This window comes from Kitasatospora sp. NPDC023385 (assembly GCF_055664045.1).
Map to the genome: position 1 here is coordinate 138,178 of NZ_JBVOOL010000017.1, position 18,891 is coordinate 157,068.

At 73.3% G+C, this 18,891-nt stretch carries 16 protein-coding genes; 4 read left to right on the forward strand and 12 right to left on the reverse strand.

Translation table 11 applies throughout. The features are described 5' to 3' along the window. Nucleotides 1–11: 11 nt before the first annotated feature. Nucleotides 12–674, forward strand: coding sequence for an NADPH-dependent F420 reductase (locus tag AC0B61_RS25275; RefSeq protein ID WP_471743016.1), 663 nt, complete (start codon nucleotides 12–14; stop codon nucleotides 672–674). Between the two features lie 47 nt (nucleotides 675–721). Here the strand turns inward: AC0B61_RS25275 and galK are convergent, their stop codons facing one another. Together galK and galT are read right to left on the reverse strand one after the other, a co-directional pair. After that, nucleotides 722–1,861 carry a galactokinase gene (gene galK, locus AC0B61_RS25280; protein WP_471743017.1) on the reverse strand — a complete coding sequence of 380 codons (1,140 nt, stop codon included), beginning with the start codon at nucleotides 1,859–1,861 and terminating at the stop codon, nucleotides 722–724. Continuing rightward, nucleotides 1,858–2,964, reverse strand: coding sequence for a galactose-1-phosphate uridylyltransferase (gene galT / locus AC0B61_RS25285; RefSeq protein WP_471743018.1), 1,107 nt, complete (start codon nucleotides 2,962–2,964; stop codon nucleotides 1,858–1,860). The genes galK and galT overlap by 4 nt, the downstream gene beginning before the upstream one ends. Nucleotides 2,965–3,221: 257 nt before the next feature. On the opposite strand from galT, the gene AC0B61_RS25290 reads away from it, so the two are divergent. Beyond that, nucleotides 3,222–4,040: a DeoR/GlpR family DNA-binding transcription regulator gene (locus AC0B61_RS25290; RefSeq protein WP_471743019.1), complete on the forward strand. Its 819-nt coding sequence runs from the start codon at nucleotides 3,222–3,224 to the stop codon at nucleotides 4,038–4,040. Here the strand turns inward: AC0B61_RS25290 and AC0B61_RS25295 are convergent. The 7 genes from AC0B61_RS25295 to AC0B61_RS25325 form a co-directional block, all read right to left on the reverse strand. Then, a complete protein-coding gene (locus tag AC0B61_RS25295) occupies nucleotides 4,037–5,170 on the reverse strand; it encodes a LacI family DNA-binding transcriptional regulator (protein ID WP_471743020.1) in 1,134 nt (377 codons plus the stop codon). The two genes, AC0B61_RS25290 and AC0B61_RS25295, sit on opposite strands and share 4 nt — an antisense overlap. 62 nt (nucleotides 5,171–5,232) lie before the next feature. Next, a complete protein-coding gene (locus AC0B61_RS25300) occupies nucleotides 5,233–7,035 on the reverse strand; it encodes a glycoside hydrolase family 36 protein (protein ID WP_471743021.1) in 1,803 nt (600 codons plus the stop codon). Nucleotides 7,036–7,037: 2 nt separating this feature from the next. Beyond that, the gene (locus tag AC0B61_RS25305; RefSeq protein WP_471743022.1) at nucleotides 7,038–7,865 is read right to left on the reverse strand and encodes a carbohydrate ABC transporter permease; all 828 of its coding nucleotides are present in this window, start codon (nucleotides 7,863–7,865) and stop codon (nucleotides 7,038–7,040) included. Then, nucleotides 7,862–8,785 carry a carbohydrate ABC transporter permease gene (locus AC0B61_RS25310; RefSeq protein WP_471743023.1) on the reverse strand — a complete coding sequence of 308 codons (924 nt, stop codon included), beginning with the start codon at nucleotides 8,783–8,785 and terminating at the stop codon, nucleotides 7,862–7,864. Before AC0B61_RS25310 ends, AC0B61_RS25305 begins: the two co-directional genes overlap by 4 nt. Further along, nucleotides 8,782–10,125 (reverse strand): extracellular solute-binding protein, encoded by a 1,344-nt coding sequence (locus tag AC0B61_RS25315; protein WP_471743024.1) that lies wholly within the window; start codon nucleotides 10,123–10,125, stop codon nucleotides 8,782–8,784. The genes AC0B61_RS25310 and AC0B61_RS25315 overlap by 4 nt, the downstream gene beginning before the upstream one ends. A 279-nt stretch (nucleotides 10,126–10,404) precedes the next feature. Then, complete coding sequence (lysA, locus tag AC0B61_RS25320) at nucleotides 10,405–11,796, reverse strand: diaminopimelate decarboxylase (RefSeq protein ID WP_471743025.1); 1,392 nt, start codon at nucleotides 11,794–11,796, stop codon at nucleotides 10,405–10,407. 17 nt (nucleotides 11,797–11,813) lie between these two features. Further along, nucleotides 11,814–11,981, reverse strand: coding sequence for a hypothetical protein (locus AC0B61_RS25325; RefSeq protein WP_471743026.1), 168 nt, complete (start codon nucleotides 11,979–11,981; stop codon nucleotides 11,814–11,816). A gap of 395 nt (nucleotides 11,982–12,376) precedes the next feature. Between AC0B61_RS25325 and AC0B61_RS25330 the strand changes: the two genes are divergently transcribed. Further along, a complete protein-coding gene (locus AC0B61_RS25330) occupies nucleotides 12,377–12,862 on the forward strand; it encodes a universal stress protein (RefSeq protein ID WP_471743027.1) in 486 nt (161 codons plus the stop codon). Between the two features lie 457 nt (nucleotides 12,863–13,319). Next, on the forward strand, nucleotides 13,320–13,784 hold the full coding sequence (locus AC0B61_RS25335) for a hypothetical protein (RefSeq protein ID WP_471743028.1): 465 nt from the start codon (nucleotides 13,320–13,322) through the stop codon (nucleotides 13,782–13,784). On the opposite strand, the gene AC0B61_RS25340 is transcribed toward AC0B61_RS25335, so the two are convergent. From AC0B61_RS25340 to AC0B61_RS25350, 3 genes are all read right to left on the reverse strand, one after another. Then, on the reverse strand, nucleotides 13,772–14,398 hold the full coding sequence (locus AC0B61_RS25340) for a hypothetical protein (protein ID WP_471743029.1): 627 nt from the start codon (nucleotides 14,396–14,398) through the stop codon (nucleotides 13,772–13,774). The two genes, AC0B61_RS25335 and AC0B61_RS25340, sit on opposite strands and share 13 nt — an antisense overlap. An 86-nt stretch (nucleotides 14,399–14,484) precedes the next feature. Continuing rightward, on the reverse strand, nucleotides 14,485–18,309 hold the full coding sequence (locus AC0B61_RS25345; protein WP_471743030.1) for a wHTH domain-containing protein: 3,825 nt from the start codon (nucleotides 18,307–18,309) through the stop codon (nucleotides 14,485–14,487). A 50-nt stretch (nucleotides 18,310–18,359) separates the two neighbouring features. Then, nucleotides 18,360–18,827: a hypothetical protein gene (locus AC0B61_RS25350; RefSeq protein ID WP_471743031.1), complete on the reverse strand. Its 468-nt coding sequence runs from the start codon at nucleotides 18,825–18,827 to the stop codon at nucleotides 18,360–18,362. Nucleotides 18,828–18,891 lie beyond the last annotated feature (64 nt).

The following is an 18,891-nucleotide window of genomic DNA, read 5'->3' on the forward strand; positions in this document are numbered from 1 at the left end:
AGGGGATTCCCATGAAGATCGGCATCATCGGCGCGGGCAACATCGGCGGCAACCTGACGCGGCGGCTGACCGCGCTCGGCCACGAGGTGGCGGTGGCCAACTCGCGCGGCCCGGAGACGCTGAAGGCCCTGGTCGACGAGACCGGCGCGAAGGCGGTGACGGTCGCCGAGGCGGCGCGCGGCGCGCAGGTCGTGGTCGTCACCGTCCCGCTGAAGAACGTTCCGGACCTGCCCGCCGGGCTGTTCGACGAGGCCGCCGACGGGGTGGCCGTGATCGACACCGGCAACTACTACCCCAAGGAGCGCGACGGCCGGATCGACGCGATCGAGGACGGCGGCCTCACCGAGAGCCGCTGGACGGAGCAGCACCTGGGCCACCCGGTGGTGAAGGTGTTCAACGGCACGTACGCGCAGGACCTGCTGGAGCGTCCGCTCCCGGCGGGCGACCCGGAGCGGATCGCCGTGCCGGTCGCCGGGGACGACGAGGCGGCCAAGCGCGTCGTCCGGGCCCTGGTCGACGAGTTGGGCTTCGACACGGTGGACGCGGGCGGCATCGACGAGTCCTGGCGCCAGCAGCCGGCCACCCCGGTGTACGGGCTGCGCGCCGGGGTCGAAGCCGTGTCCCGGGCGCTCGCGGAGGCGTCCCCGGAGCGCCCGGCGGCCCACCGGGCGTGACGGTGGCCCACCGGGTGTGACGGCCGGTCAGCAGGCGTGTCGGCCGGTCAGCCGAGTCGGCGCGCCCCCGCGGCCGGGACGGCCGTGAGGGTGTGCGGCTCGGCGTACCCGGCGGCGCGGAAGGCGGCGGTGACCCGGGCGGCGACGTGTCCGGCCGCGGCCTCGTCGACCAGGGCGATGACGGAGCCGCCGAAGCCGCCGCCGGTCATCCGCGCGCCGTGGGCGCCCGCGGTCACGGCTGCCTCGACGGCGAGGTCGGTCTCCGGGCAGGAGACCCGGTAGTCGTCGCGCAGTGAGGCGTGGCCGGCGGTGAGGACCGGGCCGAGTGCGGCGAGGTCGCCGGCGTCCAGGTGGGCGACGGCGGCCTCGACGCGCGCGTTCTCGGTGACCACGTGGCGCACCAGCGGGCGCAGCTCCGCGGGGAGCCGGGCGAGCGCGGCCGAGAGCCCGGAGTCCGGCAGCGAGCGCAGCGCGGGCAGCCCGAGCAGGGCGGCCGCCCGTTCGCAGCCGGCCCGCAGGGCGGCGTACGCGCCGTCCCCGAGGTCGTGCTTGACCCTGGTGTCCAGGACCAGCAGGGCGAGGCCCGCGCCCGCGAGGTCGAACGGCACCTGGCGAATCGTCAGATCCTCGGTGTCCAGGAACAGGGCAGCGCCCCGGCGGCAGCAGATCGAGGCCATCTGGTCCATGATCCCGCAGGGCACGCCGACGAAGTCGTTCTCGGCGCGCTGCGCGAGCAGGGCGAGCTCGGGCGCCGAAAGGCCCAGCCCGTACAGGTCGTTGTAGGCGGCGGCGACGACGCATTCCAGGGCGGCCGAGGAGGAGAGTCCGGCGCCGCTGGGGACGTCGCTGTCCAGCCGGATCTCCGCGCCGCCGATCCTGTGCCCGGCCTCGCGCAGGGCCCAGACCACGCCGGCGGGGTAGCCGGCCCAGCCGGCGACGGCGCCCGGGGCGAGGTCGGCGACCCGCAGTTCGGTGACCGGCCCGCCGCCCTGGGCGGACCACAGCCGCAGCAGCCCGTCGTCCCGGCGGCCCACCTGGGCGCGGACGGTCTGCGGGAGGGCGATCGGCAGCACGAACCCGAGGTTGTAGTCGGTGTGCTCGCCGATCAGGTTGACCCGGCCGGGCGCGGCCCACTCACCCTCGTGCGGACGGCCGTAGAGCTCCGGGAACGTGCTCGGGGTGCTCATGATGCGACCTCCCGCAGCCGACGGGCCGCGTCCTCGGGGGTGATGTCGTTGACGAAGGCGTCCATGCCGGACTCCACGCCGGCCAGGTACTTGAGCTTGTCGGCGGCCCGCCGGATGGTGAACAGCTCCAGGTGCAGGGCGAGTTCGTCCCGCCGCCCGGCGGGCGCCTGGTGCCAGGCGGAGATGTACGGGGTGCGGCCGGTGCCGAAGAGCCGGTCGAAGCGGCGCAGCAACTCCAGGTAGAGGCCGGGGAATTCGGCGCGCTGCGGCTCGTCCAGGGCGGTCAGGTCCGGCACCCGGCGGTGCGGGTACAGGTGCACCTCGTACGGCCAGCGGGCGGCGAAGGGGACGAAGGCCGTCCAGTGCTCGCCGGCGAGGACGATCCGGTCGCCGTGGGCGCGTTCGGCGGCGAGGAGGTCGTCGAAGAGGTTGCGGCCGGTGGCGGCGCGGTGTTCGGCGGCGCGGGCGGCCGTCCGGGCGGTGCGCGGGGTGGTGAAGGGGAACGCGTAGACCTGGCCGTGCGGGTGGGCGAGGGTGACGCCGATCTCGGCGCCCCGGTTCTCGAAGCAGTAGACCTGCTCCACGCCCGGCTGGGCGGAGAGTTCGGCGGTGCGGTCGGTCCAGGCGGCCAGGACCAGCCGGGCCCGCTCGGGGGTGAGGTCGGCGAACGAGGCGTCGTGGTCGGCGGTGAAGCAGACCACCTCGCAGCGGCCGGCGCCGGGGCCGCGGGCCCACAAGCTGTCGGCTTCCCCGAGCGGCGCCCCCGGCGGGCCGGCCAGCGACGGGAAGCGGTTCTCGAAGACGGCCACCTGGTAGTCCTCGGCGGGGATCTCGCTGAGCCGCCCGTCGCGGGACGGGCAGAGCGGGCACTCCTCGGCCGGGGGCTGGTAGGTGCGGGCCTGCCGGTGGGCGGCGATGGTGACCCAGTCGCCGGTGACCGGGTCGAGCCGGACCTCGGAGCCGGGGGCCTGCGGGTCGAGCGGGCGCCGGTCGACGGCGTTCCGGGCGCCGGCGGGGCCGCTGTCGTAGTAGATCAGCTGCCGGCCGTCCGCGAGGGCGGTCACGGTCCTGGTGGTGGGCTGGGTCAGGGTTGTCCCGGCCATGGCCTCATTCTTCCGTTCGGTCCGACAGGAGTCCGACATACACCGGAGCTGAATCCGACATGATTCAACAATCTCGAACACTATCCAACAGAACCGGTGTCCGGAAGTGCTCGCCGCCTGCCATGATGGCGGGGGCCGCGGCCCGTGGACCGCACCACGCCGACCGGCACCGCACCGCCGACGGCACCGACCAACGTCGACCGACGCCGACACGGACACCGACACCGACACCGACACCGACACCGAGGAGCCTCCCGATGGCTGACAGCGCCCAACCGCTCGCCGGACAGCGCCGCGTGCTGATCCTGGAGCAGGTCCGCGCGCGCGGCGGCGTCCGGGTGACCGAACTGGTCCGGGACCTCGGGGTGTCCGACATGACCATCCGCCGCGACCTGGACTCGCTGGCCCGCCGCGGCCTGGTGCACAAGGTGCACGGCGGCGCGGTACGGGTCGAGGCGCCGTCCAGCGGCGAACCCGGCTTCGAGACCAAGGCGCACTGGGAGCTGCCCGCCAAGGAGGCGATCGCCCGGGCGGCCGCCGCGCTGGTGCCGCCCGGCTCGGCGGTCGGGCTGGCCGCCGGGACGACCACCTTCGCGGTCGCCCGGCACCTGCGCGCCGTCGAGGGCCTGACCGTGGTGACCAACTCGCTGCGGATCGCCGAACTGCTCGAACAGCCCGACGAGGACGGCACACCCACCACCGCCACGGTGATCCGCACCGGCGGCGTCCGGACGCCCTCGGACGCCCTGGTCGGGCCGGTGGCCGACCAGGCGATCCGCTCGCTGCACGTGAACCTGCTGCTCCTGGGCTGCCACGGCCTCTCCCCCGAAGCCGGGCTCACCACCCCCAACCTGGCCGAGGCGGAGACCAACCGCACCTTCCTCCAGTCGGCCCGCCGGGTGGTCGTGGTGGCCGACCACACCAAGTGGAACGCGGTCGGCCTGGCCTCCTTCGCCGCCCTGGAGCAGCTGGACGTCCTGGTCACCGACGACGCGCTGCCCGCCGACCAGCGGGCGGCGGCGGCCACACTGGTCGGCGAACTGATCGTCGCACCCACCGCGGACCGTTCCGCCTAGCCGAACCAGCCCGACCAGACAGGCCCCCCACCTTCACCGGACCCGGCGGGACGGCCGGTCCGGCCCGAACTACCCCGCACCACCAGCTCGGTGGGCAGCTCCAGCCCCGCCGCCGGCGCCGCCTCCCCGCGCACCTGGGCGAGCAGCCGCTCGACCAGCGCGGTGGCGATCGCCCGCAGCGGCAGCCGGACGGAGGTCAGCGCCGGGTGCAGGTGGCGGCAGAGCGGTGTGTCGTGGAAGCCGGTGACGGCCACCCCGCCGGGACCGACCACCAGCCCCTCCGCCCGCACCGCCTCGTACACGTCCAGCGCCAGCAGGTCGCTGCCCGTCACGAACGCGGTCGGCCGGTCGGGCCCGCGCAGCAGCGCCCGGACGGCGGCGACCGCGGAGCCCTCCGCCGCCGGGCCGTCGAGCTGGCGGCAGGCCACCACCGGGCCGACCGCCGTCACCGCGGACAGCCCCGACCGGCGCGCCTGTGCGAGGAAGCCCGCCCGCCGTGCCGCCATCCAGGGCAGCTCCTCGGCGGCCCCGAGGTAGCCGATCCGGCGGTGGCCCAGCTCGGCGAGGTGCCGCACCACCGCGGCCGTCGCCGCGTCGTTGGCGATGTCCACCCAGTGCTGCGGCTCGCCCGGCCCGGTCCGGCCGAAGCTGACGAAGGGGACGCCGAGCCGGGCGGCGTGCGCGATCCGGGCGTCCCCGGCCAGCACGTCCGCCAGCACCAGCCCGTCCACCTGGCGGGCCGCCACCAGTTCGTCGATCGCGGCCGTCGGGCTCCCGGCCGGCGGGGTGGGCCGGAACAGCAGCACCCGCTGGCCCTCGGCCCCGGCCGCGTCGACCAGGGCTTCCAGGAAGCCGGCCATCAGCGGGTTGGGGTCGAGCGGGTCGTCCACCGGGGCGAGGTAGCCGAGGGTGCGCCGGGCTCCGCTGCGCAGTGAGCGGGCCGACTGGTCGGGCTGGTAGCCGAGTTCGCGGATCGCGGCGGTGACGCGGTCCCGGGTCTCCGGGCGGAGCCGCTGCGGGGCGTTGAGCGCGTTGGAGACGGTCTGTCGGGAGACTCCGGCCGCGCGGGCGACCTCCTCGATCGTGGTGGCGCCGCGGCGCGGTCGCTGCGGTCCCTCTGCCTCGGGCATGCGGCGGTCTCCTCCGGGCACGGTCAGGGTCGGCTCAGGTCAGAGTCATGGTCGGCGCAGGGTCAGGATCGGCGCAGGGTCAGCAGCCCGCCGCGCGGCACGGGGATCGCGTCCGCGTGGTCCAACTCGACCTCGCCCTGCCGGACGATACGCCCCCGGGCGTCGCGCACGGTCAGCGCGGCCGTCCCGCCGCCGCCGGTGAGCCGGACGTCCGGGTCGGCGTCGGCGTTGGCCACCAGCAGGGTGCGCCAGCCGTCGCCGGAGGCGTCGACCGGCAGTGCGGCGTAGCGGGCCACGGCGACGGTGTCGCCGCCGCGCGCGGTGACCATCGGGTAGCCGAGGTCCGGCCGGGCCGGCAGCAGTTCGCCGAGCTGCAGGGTGGCGGCGTGCTCGCGGAAGACGCCGAGCCAGAAGGCGATCGCCTCACGCTGCCCCTCGCTCTGCGCGGCGAGGTCGACGGAGACCTGCGGGACCGCGAACAGCACGTTGATCAGGTGGCAGGCGACCTGCTCCGGCGGCTCGGCGGGGTGCCACATCAGCATGTCGGCGTGGACCGGCACGGGCCCGGCGACGAGGCGCACGTCGATCGTCCGCTGCCGGTTCTCCTGCGGGCTGAGCGGGCAGTCGGTGGCGCGGACCATGGTGACGTACGGCCACAGGCCCGGGCTGACGTACGGCTGGCGGTGCTCGACCATCGCTTCCGGGTTCGCGGCGGTGATCCGGTGGCGGATCGCGGCGAGCAGCCGTTCCACGCCCTCGTCCACGCTCGCACAGTCCGCCCCGGGGCCGGCCGCCGGGGCGTCGGCGGCGTCGGCCGCGCGGGCGAACTGCTCGATGAAGTCGACCTTGAGACCGTCCATGCCCCACTCCTCGACGGCACGGGCCAGCCGGTCGGTGAGGAAGGCGCGGACCTCGGGGTAGCGCGGGTCGGCGACGACCGCCCCCAGGTGGGCGGCGTCGGCGAGCGCGTAGCGGCCGATCCGCTCGTACGCGGCGCTGTCCTTGCCGACGAACGGCAGCGCGTACCAGAGCAGGTACCGGACGCCGAGGTCGTGGACGCGCCGCACGTGGGCGGCGGTGTCGGGCAGCGAGACCGGCTCCCAGTCGCCGCAGTGGGCGTAGCCGCGGGTGCGGTCGGCGGTCATCCAGCCGTCGTCCACGATGATCACGTCCAGGCCGAGCGCCTTGCCGAGCGCGGCCTGGGTCTCGACGCCCTCGGGCGAGATCTCCTGGTGCATCGAGTACCAGGTGGAGTACGCGGGGCGGCGGGCGGCCTCGGGGATGTCGGCCGTACGGCCCGTGCCCCACCAGTCGGCGAGGTCGGCCAGGGAGCGGGCGAAGTGCCGCCCCGAGGTGTCGATCCGGACGGTGAGCCGGTCCTCGGCCTGGGCCCAGAACCGGAATTCGCCGGTCTCCTCGACCACTCCGGCCCCGGCCAGCACGTCGGGGCGCCCGGCGGCGAAGGCGCACAGGGTGGTGTCGCCGGTGCCGACCAGGGCGGCGACCGGGGCGCCGGCGGCGAGGCCGGTGCGGCGCGGGGCGCTCCACGCGGCGGGGAGCCAGCCGGTGCCGCGCGGCTCGGGGGTCCAGAAGGAGGTGGCGTCGACGCAGGGCACCCGCCATTCGATCCGGACCGGTCCGGGGGCTTCGGCGGTCACCTCCACGACGCCGTCGGCGATCCCCCGCGCGGTGCCGGTGCCGCTGACCCGCAGGTCCAGCCCGTCGGCGTACAGCGGGCGCAGGCCGCCGGCGGCGGCGGGGGCGTGCGGCTCCCAGATGTCGGCCGCACTCACGGAGGTGGTCGCACTCTCGGAGGTGGTCGCACTCCCGGAGGTGGTCGCGCTCTCGGCCTGGGTGTCGGTCATGGTCAGCCCTTCGTGGCGCCGGCCAGCAGGCCGGAGATGAACTGCCGTTGCAGGACCAGGAAGAGGACCATCATCGGCAGGGTGGACAGCGCGGTGCCGGAGAGGATCGCGCCGTAGTCGGTGTTGGACTTGTTGCCGTGCAGGGTCGCCAGCGCGACCGGCAGGGTGTGCATCCCGGGGCTCCGCAGGGCGATCAGCGGCCAGACGAACTGGTTCCAGGAGCCCAGGAAGAGGAAGATCGACAGGGCCGCCAGTACCGGCCGCATGACCGGTACGACGACGCTCCACAGCACCCGGACCTCGCCGGCGCCGTCGACCCGGGCGGCGTCCAGCAGTTCGTCCGGCAGGCTGGCGAGGGACTGGCGCATCAGGAAGATGGCGAACGGCACGCACAGGCCGGGCAGGATCAGCGCCTGGTACGTGTCGAGCAGGCCGAAGCTCGTCATCATCTCGAACAGCGGGACCAGCATGACCTGTTCGGGCACCACGAGGGTGGAGAACAGCAGCGCGAACAGCACGGTCCGGCCGCGGAAGCGGAACTTGGCGAAGGCGTAGCCGGCCAGCAGTGCGACGACGAGCGCGCCGAGTGTCTGGATCCCGGCCACCAGCAGCGAGTTGCCGACCACCCGGAGCAGGCCGATCTTGGCCTGGAGGTGGTCGAGGTTCTCGCCCAGGTGGCCGCCGGGCAGCAGTCTGGGCGGCCAGTCGAAGATCTCGGTGTCCTTGCTGGTGGCGGCGATCACCAGCCAGTAGAACGGTCCGATCGACAGCCCGGTGATGCCGGCGAGGGCGAAGGTCAGCGGCCAGCCCCGCAGTCTCTTCAGGGTCACTTGTCCTTCTCCCCCATCAGGCGCATCTGGACCGCTCCGAGCACCGACACCAGCAGGGTGAGCGCGTAGGCGATGGCGGAGGCGTAGCCGAAGTCGAAGAACCGGAAGCCGTTCTGGTACAGGTACATGGAGACGGTGAGGGTGGCGTTGTCCGGGCCGCCGCCGGTCAGCACGTAGGGCTCGTCGAAGAGTTGGAGCGTGCCGATGGTGGACAGGACGACGGTGAACAGCAGCACCGGCCGCAGCGCGGGGACGGTGATGGCGGTGAACCGGCGGATCGGCCCGGCACCGTCGACCATCGCGGCCTCGTACAGCTCCTTGGGGATGCCCTGCAGGCCGGCCAGGTAGATGACGGCGTTGTAGCCGGTGTAGTGCCAGGTGAGCACGAGGACGACGGCCATCCGGGCCCAGAACGAGTCGCCCAGCCAGTCGACGGCGGGCAGGCCGACGGCGGTCAGTACCTGGTTGATCGCGCCGTCGTCGGTCTTGAGCAGGAAGGCGAAGATCACGCCGGTGGCGACGAGCCCGGTGACGGAGGGCATGAAGACGCCGAGCCGCCACACGGTACGCCAGCGCACCAGCGCCGAGTTGATGCCGACCGCCATCAGCAGGGCCAGGCCGAGCATCAGCGGGACCTGGACGACGAGGATCTCGGCGGTGTTGCGCAGGGCCGTCCAGAACAGCGGATCGTCCAGCAGCCGGCGGTAGTTGGCGAGTCCGGCGGCGCGGGTGGCGGCGCCGGATCCGGTGGTGAAGGAGAGCAGCAGCGAGTCGATGACCGGGTAGGCCTTGAACACGCCGAAGGTGAGCAGGGCGGGCGCGAGCAGCAGGTACGGCAGTGCGGTGCGGCGCCGGCGGGCGGTGCGGTGGGTGCGCGCGGCGTTCTTGGCGAGGGTGACGGGCGGGGCGGTGGCGGTCATGCGATCGTGCGTCCGGTCTGCTGGGCGAGCTGCTTGGCGGCGTCCTGGAGGACGGCGGCCGGGTCGCCGCCCTTGAGCAGGACCTTGGTCTGGGCGTCGCTGACGAGCTTGAGGGCGCGGGCGTAGTCGCCGGAGTAGTTGGTGGGGTCGCCGCCGTCGGTGGCGAGGTCGGCGAAGGTCCTGAGCACGGGCTGGCCGCCGTAGTAGGCGCTCGGCTCGGCGTACAGCGGGTCGGCGTAGGCGGCGGTGAGGGCGGGGAAGACGCCGCCCGCGTTGAACATGGAGTTCACCGAGGCGGTGCGGGTGAGCGCGTACTCGACGAACTTCCAGGCGGCGCGGCGGCGCGGGCTGGAGGCGGCGACGGCCAGGTGGGTGGAGTTCACCAGGGCGGTGCGCCGGCCGCCGGGGGTGACCGCCGGCGGCTTGGTGAGGCGCCAGGCGCCGCTCTGGTCGGTGAACTTCTTCTCCAGGTAGTGCGCGACCCAGGCGGGCATCGCGGCCACCGCGAGCTTGCCGGTCTTCATCACGGGCGGCCAGCCCTGGACGCCGGGGGTGTCGGCGATCAGCCCGGCCTCCTCCAGCCGCTTGACGATGGTGAGGGCGCGCACGGCCGGCTCCGAACCGACGGTGATCTTGCCCTGGAGGTCGAAGTAGAAGGCGCCCTGGAGCTGCATCAGGCCCTGGAGGAAGTCCAGGTCGGGGGTGGGGTTGGCGGCCTTGTTGAGGCCGATCACGGCGACGCCGGGGTTGGCGGCCTTGAAGCGGTCGGCGACGGCTATCAGGTCGTCCCAGGTGGCGAAGGACTCGGGGTCGATGCCCGCCTTGTCGAAGTAGTCCTTGCGGTAGAAGAAGCCGAGCGGGTTGACCTCCCAGGGCAGCGCGTAGGCGTGGCCGTCCTTGCCCGTGACGACCGGCCACAGGCCCTTGGCGAACTCGTCCTTGTGCGCGTCGGCGCCCAGTTCGGAGAGGTTGGCCAGGCCGCCGGGGAACTTCTCCTGGTAGCCGGGCAGGTAGTCACAGCCGATGTGCAGGACGTCGCCGAGGCCCTGGCCGCCGGCCGCCAGGCCGACGGTGATCTTGTCCCAGATGGCGGGCTCGCCGATGTCCTGGACGTCGACCTTGATCCCGGGGTTGTCCTTCTCGAAGGCCGGGACGATCCCGCGCAGGGCGTCGGCGGCGGTGGCCCAGGACCAGACGGTGATCGTGCCGGTGTCGGCGTCCCCGCCCGAGGCGCTGCCCGAGCCGGCGCCCGTGCAGGCCGCGAGGGTGCCGCCGGCGGTGAGGGCCAGCAGGCCCGCTCCTGAGGCGCGGAGCAGATCGCGTCGAGAAAGGTGTGACATTGCATTCCTCTCGGTGGGGCGGCGCTGGAAGGTAGGGGGATGAGGGAGGGAGGAGGGTGGTGAAGGTGGCGAGGGCGCTCGCTTGAGCTGTTTTGAACGTTCAAACACACAAAACAAACCAGAACCAAACAGGTTCCAACGAGCGGGTCACAGCAAACGCCCACCCTCCCCACGCCGTCAAGACCCGGACGCGAGGAGGGCGGGCTCCGAAACCGTTCCGTTATCCGGCCGGCACGACGGGCGCGACCGGCACGACCCGCGCGCCGCCCGCCTTCCTCCTCAGCGACCGACTTCGCGCAGCCGGAAGTCCTCCACCGTCTCCCGGCGGATCAGCAGCCGGGCCCGGCCGTCCCGCACGGCGACGACGGCCGGGCGCCCCACCAGGTTGTAGCCGGACGCCATCGACAGCTGGTACGCGCCGGCCGCGGGCATCGCCAGCAGGTCCCCCGCGCGCAGGTCCACGGGCAGGGCGGCGTCCCGGACCAGCACGTCCCCGGCTTCGCAGTGGCGGCCGACCACGTCCGCCCGCATCGTGCCCGCCTCCGGGCCGCGGCCGACCGACCGCACGCTGTACGGCGACCCGTACAGGGCCGGGCGCGGGTTGTCGCTCATCCCGCCGTCCACCGCGACGAAGCAGTGGCCGTCGGCCCCGTGCTTCACGGACAGCACCCGGTAGACCGCCACGGCCGCCGGTCCGGCGATCGCGCGGCCGGGCTCGACCACCAGGCGCGGCACCTCCAGCCCCGCCTCCGCACAGCGCACCGCCAGCCGGTCCGTCACCCGGACCGCGAACTCGGCGAGGTCGAATCCGGCGTCCTCCGGCAGGTAGCGGATGCCGTGGCCACCGCCGAGGTCCACCTCGTCCAGCTCCACGCCGTGCCGCTCCCGCACCTCGGCGAGCAGCCGCACCAGCGCGTCCACCGCCCGCAGGTACGGCTCGACCTCGGTGATCTGTGATCCCAAGTGGCAGTGCAGACCGACCAGTTCGAGACCCGGCTGGCCGAGCACCCGGGCGATCGCGTCGGCCGCCTCACCGCCCTCGACCGGGAAGCCGAACTTCTGCCCGCCGACGCCCGTCCGCACCGCCGCGTGGTGCCCGGCCTCGATCCCCGGGACGACCCGCACCAGCACCCGCTGCGGCGCGTCGGCGGCCACCAGCGCGGCCAGCCTCGCGATCTCCGCCGGGCCGTCGATGACGATCCGCCCGACCCGCAGCCGCCGCGCCAGCCGCAGCTCCTCCGGGGACTTCGCGTTGCCGTGCAGCAGGATCCGCTGCGCCGGGAACCCGGCCGCGACCGCCAGCCACAGCTCGCCCGCCGAGCAGACGTCCAGGCCCAGGCCCTCGTCGGCCACCCAGTCCGCCATCGCGCTGCACAGGAACGCCTTGGCCGCGTACAGCACTTCGGCGTGCGGCAGCGCCCGCCGGTAGGCCCGGGCGCGGGACCGGACCTCGCCCTCGTCCACCACGTACAGCGGGGTGCCGAACCGCTCGGCGGCCTCGGCCAGGCCGACCCCGCCGACCAGCACGTCGGCTCCCCGACCGAGCCGCGCCGAGGCCGGCCAGGGGCCGCCGAGCGCGTCGGCGGGGGCTTCGGCGGTTACGGGGGCTGCGGGGGCAGTGTCGGGGGCGGCGGGAGCACCGGCGGTGAGTGGGGCGATGAGCTGGGTCATGGTGGCGCTCCTTGGATTCAGTCTTCGAACTGCATCGCGACGCGGCAGTGGGCGGGGCGGGTCCGGTCGTGGGCGGGCCCCGGCTCCGAGGCCGTCCGCACCGGCGGCTCCGGGGCGGCCGGGCGGTCGATCAGCCGGACCACCCGTCGTAGCGGCGGCTCGACGGCGAGGGCGGTGTCGGTCATGGCGTGGTCCCTTCGAGGGGTGGTGGCCGTACGGCCGTTCACCACCAGTGGAGACCCTCCGCACACCGACCGCACCCGTCCTTGACGCAGGCCCTACGGCCCCGCCGCCGTCCCTGACGCCCTCCTGACGGCAGTCCGGCGGCAGTGCCGGGGAGTCGTCAAGGACGGCCGGCCCGGCCCGAGGACCGCCGCCGGGTGCGCCCGTCAGAAGATCGTCAAGATGGGGGTGCCCGGCGTCATGGCGGCGTCATGGAGGTGTCAGCGCCGGTACGGAGGAGGCCGTTCCGGGGTTCACTGGAGTCATCCGAAGCGAGGAGCGGCGCCCGGCGAACTCCACGGGACAGACCACGGGGCAGACCACCGGAGCGGATCCGGAGAGACGGAGGCGAACGGCCATGACCGGGACCACCCGAGTGATCGTCGGCCTGAGCGGATCACTGAGCAGTCTGGCCGCCCTCTACCACGCCGTCGGCGAGGCGGCTCGACAGCAGGCGGTGCTGGTGCCCGTCGCGGCGTGGACCGCCGACGAGCGGGACGGCCTGCGCCCACGCTCCGAACTGGAGCACGCCGCCCGTCGGCGCCTCGACATCGCCTTCGAGCAGGCCTACGGCGGCTACCCCTCCGGGCTGGTCATCCACCCGCTGGTGGTCGACGCCGCCCCCGGGCCCGCGCTGGTCGGCGCCGTCACCGGACCGGCCGACCTGCTCGTCCTCGGCTCCGCCACCCGCCGCCGCCTCGACCGGCTGCGCCACGGCTCCGTCGCCCGCCACTGCCGCCACCGGGCCGGCTGCCGCGTGGTCGAGGTCTCCCCCTCCGCGCTCCTCACCCGGCTGGAACTCCCCGCCCGCACCGGCGCCCCGCTGCCGCTCCTAGCCCGCTGACACTCACAGGCCGCCGTCGCTCCGGCCCGCGCCCCCACGCCCATGCGTGGGGGCGCGCGGCCGTTGCGCTGGCCGCCGTCGCCCTCGCCGGTTGAGCAGTCGCCAGCAGTCGTCAGCAGTTCTCAGAGGTTCTCAGCAGTCGGCCCGCAACTTCGACAGCTCTGTCGAAGTTGACATGCGCGGGCTATGCTGGCCGGAGCCCGACGCCGAACTCCCCACCCCCGTCGTTGAACGCGCCCCCGCCGCGCGACCGACCGGATCGAGGTGAGAACCATGGCCCCCGGACGAGCCAAGCTCCCCAGCACACAAGCCACCTGACGGCACGTCAACACCGATCCGGTGTTTCACCGCCCGGCCCGTCAGAGCGTGCCCCGGGCCGCCCGCCGCCGTTGTACGGAAGGTGAATCGCCGCACCCGCCCGAACGCCCCGGCCACCGTGCCGAGGAAGAGGTTCCGCATGACGACGTCCCGGCCCTACCCGCGCCCCGGCGAAGCCGCGGTCCTGCTCACCGTGCTCGGCCTGCTCGTCCTGGAGGAGATCGCCCTGGGCATGGCCGAGGAGCGGGACCGCCCGGTCATCGGCGGCATTCTCATCGGGGCCTCCGGCACCGGCCTGCTGATGGTCGGCGCCGTACTGTTCAGCCGCTGGCTCGACGCCCGCCGCCCGCTCCCGCTGCCGCCGGTCGGGCCCAACGGCCGCGAGTACAGCGCCCGCGCCCTCGAAGGCTTTCCGATGGAGGCCGTGCGCCCTCTGCTGCTCGCCGAGAACGCGCCCCAGCTCGGCCAGTTGTACTCGGCCTGGATGCTGGCCCGGGCCGGCCGCACCGCGCCGTGGATCGCCCGTCGGCTCGCCATCCCCCTCGACGCCACCCAGCTCCTGGTCGACGCCGCCCGCGCACCGAGGCTCGATCAACAGGGTTGACCCGGTGCCGCGTTCGCCTGCGCCACCAGGTACGGCACCAGCCCGCGCTCCGCCAGCGACACCCGCCAGGCGTTCCGCGCCGCCAGCAACTCGCCCGGCCCGTCCGCTCCTTCGGCTGCGACCGGCACCGCCGACCGGGCCGCGGTGCCCAACAGCCCCAATCCGCCGACCAGCAGGCTCGCGGCCGCCACTCCGGCCGCCACCCATCCGGCGACCAGCAGCGCGTGCGCCGGCACCGCCAGGTCCTCGGACAGCTCCACCACGTAGCCGAGCAGCAGGAAGACCAGGGCCGCCGTCACCGCGAAGATCGGCACGATCACCCCCAGCACTCCCCACCACCCCGACGCCCGCTCCCGCGCCGGCGCGTCCACCGGGAGCCGCGCCACGGCATCGGCGTCCGCCCGCAGCGCCGCGTACCGCTCGTACTCCGGCGCCGCCGCGGCCAGCACGAACTCCGCGTTCTCCCGCGCCGCCCGTCGCAGCCGCTCCACCCCGCGCGCCTCTTCTCCCCTCGCCGACAGCGCCGCCCGCACCTCCGGCGCACCGAGCGCCCGCCCGAGCGCCGTCTCGAAGTCGGCCCGATCCTGCTGCGGCAGTCCTAGCGGCCTGTCCATGTCGCGTCCCCGTTCACCCGATCGCCCTGTTCTACAGCACTGTAGAACAAGGGGCAGGGTTGCAGCAGCCCTGTTCAGGGCCGGATTCACACCTCCGTGGGGTCGGCCATCGGCACCCGGGCGAGCGCGGAGCGGACCATCTCGGCGGCATCGGGGACGGGGATGCCCCATTCGCGGTACCACTCGACGACCTGAGCCATCGGGTGTCCCGTTCTCAGCGACAGCCTCAGCAGGTCGGCCAGGCCGCCGTCGGCGATCCACATCAACCCTCTCGACCGGCCGCGCGTGAGGAGTTCCGACGCCTGGTCCGTCGTGAGCCCGGCAGGCAAGGAGTCGCAGGTCGGAACGATCCCACGAGTCCTCAGGTGCCGCGCCAGGTCAGCAGGACTCCGCTGGAGCAGCCGAGCTGCCATGATCAGCCGGGCGAACGGCACCGGGCGACCCACCTGCAGGTCACTCCAGTCCATCGCACCACCGGGCGAGAAGAGCTCCTTGTCCAGCCGGGTAGGCCTGTCCGGAAAAGACATCGAGAGCTCCAAGCCGTAGGCCCGGAATCGCTCGACCACCTCACGCAGTGAGGAGTTAGTCGATTTCACCAGCTCGAAGAGGTGCTCGAAGGTCACCTCGGCCACGTCATCCCACCGTTTTCCTGGCATCTCGAAGATCCCCAGATCCGCCACACAGGCATTCTCCGGAACACGCGGAACGCGGAATCCAACCGCTTCGAGCACTTCAGTGGACCGCGCGACGGGGATTCCCAGATCTCGCAGAGCACGCAGGAGATGACTGGCCGGCACCGGCTTCGATCGTTTCAACCACGGACCAGAGCCGTTGGGATACAGGCTCAGCAGCGCCAGGATTTCGTCGGTGGGAAACGGCGGCAGACCGCTCGCATCCGCCTCAAGGCCGTAGCTCGCCACCCTCGCACAGACCTCGTCGACCGGAATTCCCAGCACCCGGCCGGCTTTGGCCAGATGGCCAGGCTCAATGGTTCCGCCTGGCTGCTGAGGCCCGGCCCAGAAGGTTCCCCTGCCCGACCGGTTCCAGAGGAAAACCGGGTCAGTGTCCACGGCAATGGCGAGGTCCACGACCTCGCGAGCGACCTCTCGACCCGAGGCGGCCCAGACAGCAGCCGCTTCGGCTGCGCTGATTCCGTTCCGATCGGCCACGACCAGCACGGTGTTGACGTCGGCGAGCAAATGATCAGGCGCTTTCCGGACCTCGACCCTACGACGAGGAGCCAGGCCGAGCCCGGCGGCCCGGGCACGGACGCACTCGGGTGGAGCCCCGAGGTCCGTCGAAGCCCCGGGAATCCAGGTGTCATCCAGTTCCGCCCGGGTCCACGACCTGCCGGTGAAGTGCCGGTCGCGCGGCGCCAGCAAAGCGATGTCCGACGGCATCGCCGGCCGCACGTTCCAGGATCCGCGCAGCTCCGGACAGAGGAAGAGGAGCTCCGGGAAGAACCGTTCCACGCCATGAGCCATCATCCGCCACAGCAGGATGTGGTCGGGTGGGCTACCCGTGACATCTCCCGCGATGTAATCGTCGGGAGTCTGAAACAATTTGAGGATTCCCTCATCCGCCAGAAGACACCCGGTCCGGCGGGTGTCGTACTCGATGCCGGACAATTCGAGCCGGCGTCCCTGCCGAACGACCTCGGCGGCCACCAGGTCGGCGACCTGGTAATTGGCTTCCGTCACGCGATGGATCCACGCCATGGTCAACACGGCCGAGTCGCATTCCACGAACTCTCGTGCCGCTGCTTCCAGCAGATCCCGGAGCAGCTGGGACAGGTCACTGATGACCCGCCGGCGATCGACCGACATCTTCGCCGGCGCCAGTCGTCCGGTGAGGTTCACCACGACCCCGGACAACCCGCCGCGCTCGGACGAGAGCGCCCCTCGGGCAGCATCCGGTTCCACCACCAGGCCGTCCGCCAACAGCGCTCCGCCGTGCTCGCACCACGTCACCTGCGCGCCGTCCGGGGCCGCCGACCATGGCGTCAGATGCCCCGTGGCGTTGAACCCGAAGGTCTCCCCCTGGTGCGCTGCCCGGGGTCGGAGGACTCCGGCCTCCCAGTCCGTCCGCCGATCACCGTGCACCACCGAGGTGCCGAACTCCGCGACGGCCAGGAGGCGTTCGAGGACATCCAGACAGGACCACGACGCCCCGAGCTCGATGTCGTCCCGCAGGTACAGGCGGACCGTGGTGCCGGGACCGCAGGGCTTCTCCTTGCGTTCGACGATGCGGAAGAGGTGGCTCGGTCCGTAGATGGAGACCTCCAGCTTCGGGCCCAGCTCACCGGAGGCGGCCATGCGGCAGGTGGTCACCTGGATCTCGTCGGCGAGCATGAAGTAGCTCAGGACGCCGATGCCGAAGCGGCTGTTGGGGTACAGCTCGACGGGCGGGGAGGCCTTTCGCCACTCGGCGCGTTCGAGTTTGAAATCCAACTGCTCGGCGAAGCGGGCGCCGGCGTTGGAGAAGACGCCGCGCAACTCGGCCTCGCCCATGCCGACGCCGTTGTCCTGGCATTCCAGGTAGGCGCGGCCGTGCTCGTCCACACCCTGGCGGAACGCGATGCGGCCGTCGTAGGAGAAGCTTGCGCCCAGGGTGTTGGTGCGGTCCAGGTACTCGGCCCGGGCCCGGCGGTAGCGGCAGGCGTCGAGGGCGTTCTGGTAGAGCTCGCGGACGGCCAGGTCGCGGTCGCGGTACAGCTCGACGCCCATCAGCAGGCTGCGGACGCGGCGTTCGTCGAGGCGGAACCGCGCCCAGCCGGTGAAGGCTCCGGCGGCGGGGGCGGCCTCGTCGGAGGTGAGGCGGGTGGGCAGGGGGTGCGACGTGAGGACGCGGCGGACCGCGTGGAGGAGCTCGTCGGCCCTGGCCGTGTACTCGCGAAGGCCTTCGACCACCGCCTCGTGGTGGCACTCGGCGCGCAGCACGGGCAGGTCGTACGATCCGCCCCACACCGCCTCGTCCAGCGTCCGGCGCAGGGCGGCCAGGTCGACCTCGTGCGGAATGCCGAGGTGTTCGGCGACGATGTCGGGCAGGGCGGTGGTCTCGATGGCGGTGCCGAAGGCGAGGGCGAGCAGCAGCGCCAACCTCACCTCGCGGACGTGCTGTTCGCCCGGGGCCCGCAGGTGGTCGTCGGTGCTGAGGCCCGCGAGGTAGTCCCGGTTGGTGACGTCCGGGCCTCGGCGGAGGCCGTGCAGGAGGGAGCTGATCCGCTTCGGCGAGAAGGTCTCGCCGAGGGACGACAGCGCGGGCAGCCGGTCGAGGAGCTCGCCCACGCCGTCGGGGTCGGCGAGGTCCTCGTGCTGGTCGAGCCAGCGGTGGTAGAGCCACCAGCCGAGGGGCGCGGCGGACTCGGGCCGGGTCCGGGCCCGGTGGGTGAGCAGGTCGTGGGACTCGATGAACTGCTCGTACGCCGCCCGGTCGCCGTCGGGTGCCGGGGACGGCTGGAGGTCGGTCGGGCGGACACCGGCCCGTGCGGCGGCCAGGTGCAGGGAGCGGACCCGGTAGAGGAAGGGCAGCACTGCCAGCAGTGCGGCCTCGGCCGGGTAGAGGTCGAGGCGGTCGTCGCCGAGCAGCCAGCCGACCCGCGAGGCGAAGCGGACCGCGATCCCCGGGTCCTGCCAGGGGTCGTCCGCCAGGTCGACCAGGTCCCGTAGTCGGGCGAGTTCGCGGACGGCTTCGAGTGCCGCTCCCCGGTAGGGTTCAGCGTCCCGGTCGGCCCGTACGTGCTGCCAGGCTCGGGAGTCGGCGGCGCTGTGCACCCAGAGGTCGTCCGTGTCGGTGACGGCCGGGCGCGGCCCGCCCAGGTACAGGTTCTCGATGTGCGCGGCCTGGACGGGCACCCCGTGCACCGTGCCGTTGATCGTGGTCACGTTGGTCGTGTTCAAGGTGTCGGCCACCGTTCGCGCCCCTCCCCGAGTGCAGGGAACGAGCGTAGGGCAAGCGCGGTTCAGGTCGCGGTGCCGAGGGTGACGCGCTTGGCGTCCGCCGCTGCCGGTGGGGTGGCGCCGATGTCGGAGACGGTGGCGGTGAGGACGGCGGCGGCGCCGGGGATCCAGTTGACGGTCTTGGACTGGACGACGAGCTGGCGGTGCTGCGGCGTCCCGTCGCAGATCACGTCGGCTTCGGCGGTCCGGCTGGAGCCGAAGGCGATGGCGGAGGAGTCCTCGGGGTCCTTCTGGTCCACCGAGACGGTGAGCGAGCGGGCTTCGGCCGCGATGGTGCAGAGGTAGTCGACGTCGACGCGGAGGCGGCCGGGCAGTTTCGGGTCGATCGTGGCGCTGCCGAGGGTCACCGCCGTGGCAGCCGTGACAGGCGGCACGGCCGTGGCAGTCGGGGCCGGATCGTCGGCCCGGGCGGGCGCGGTGAGGCCGGTGAGGGCCGTGGTGATTACCGTCAGGGCGATCCACCGTTGCACTGCAACCTCCCGGGGCCGAGAACGTGTTGCGGCCGACGCTAACCGTCCGGCCGGGGGGCCGCGC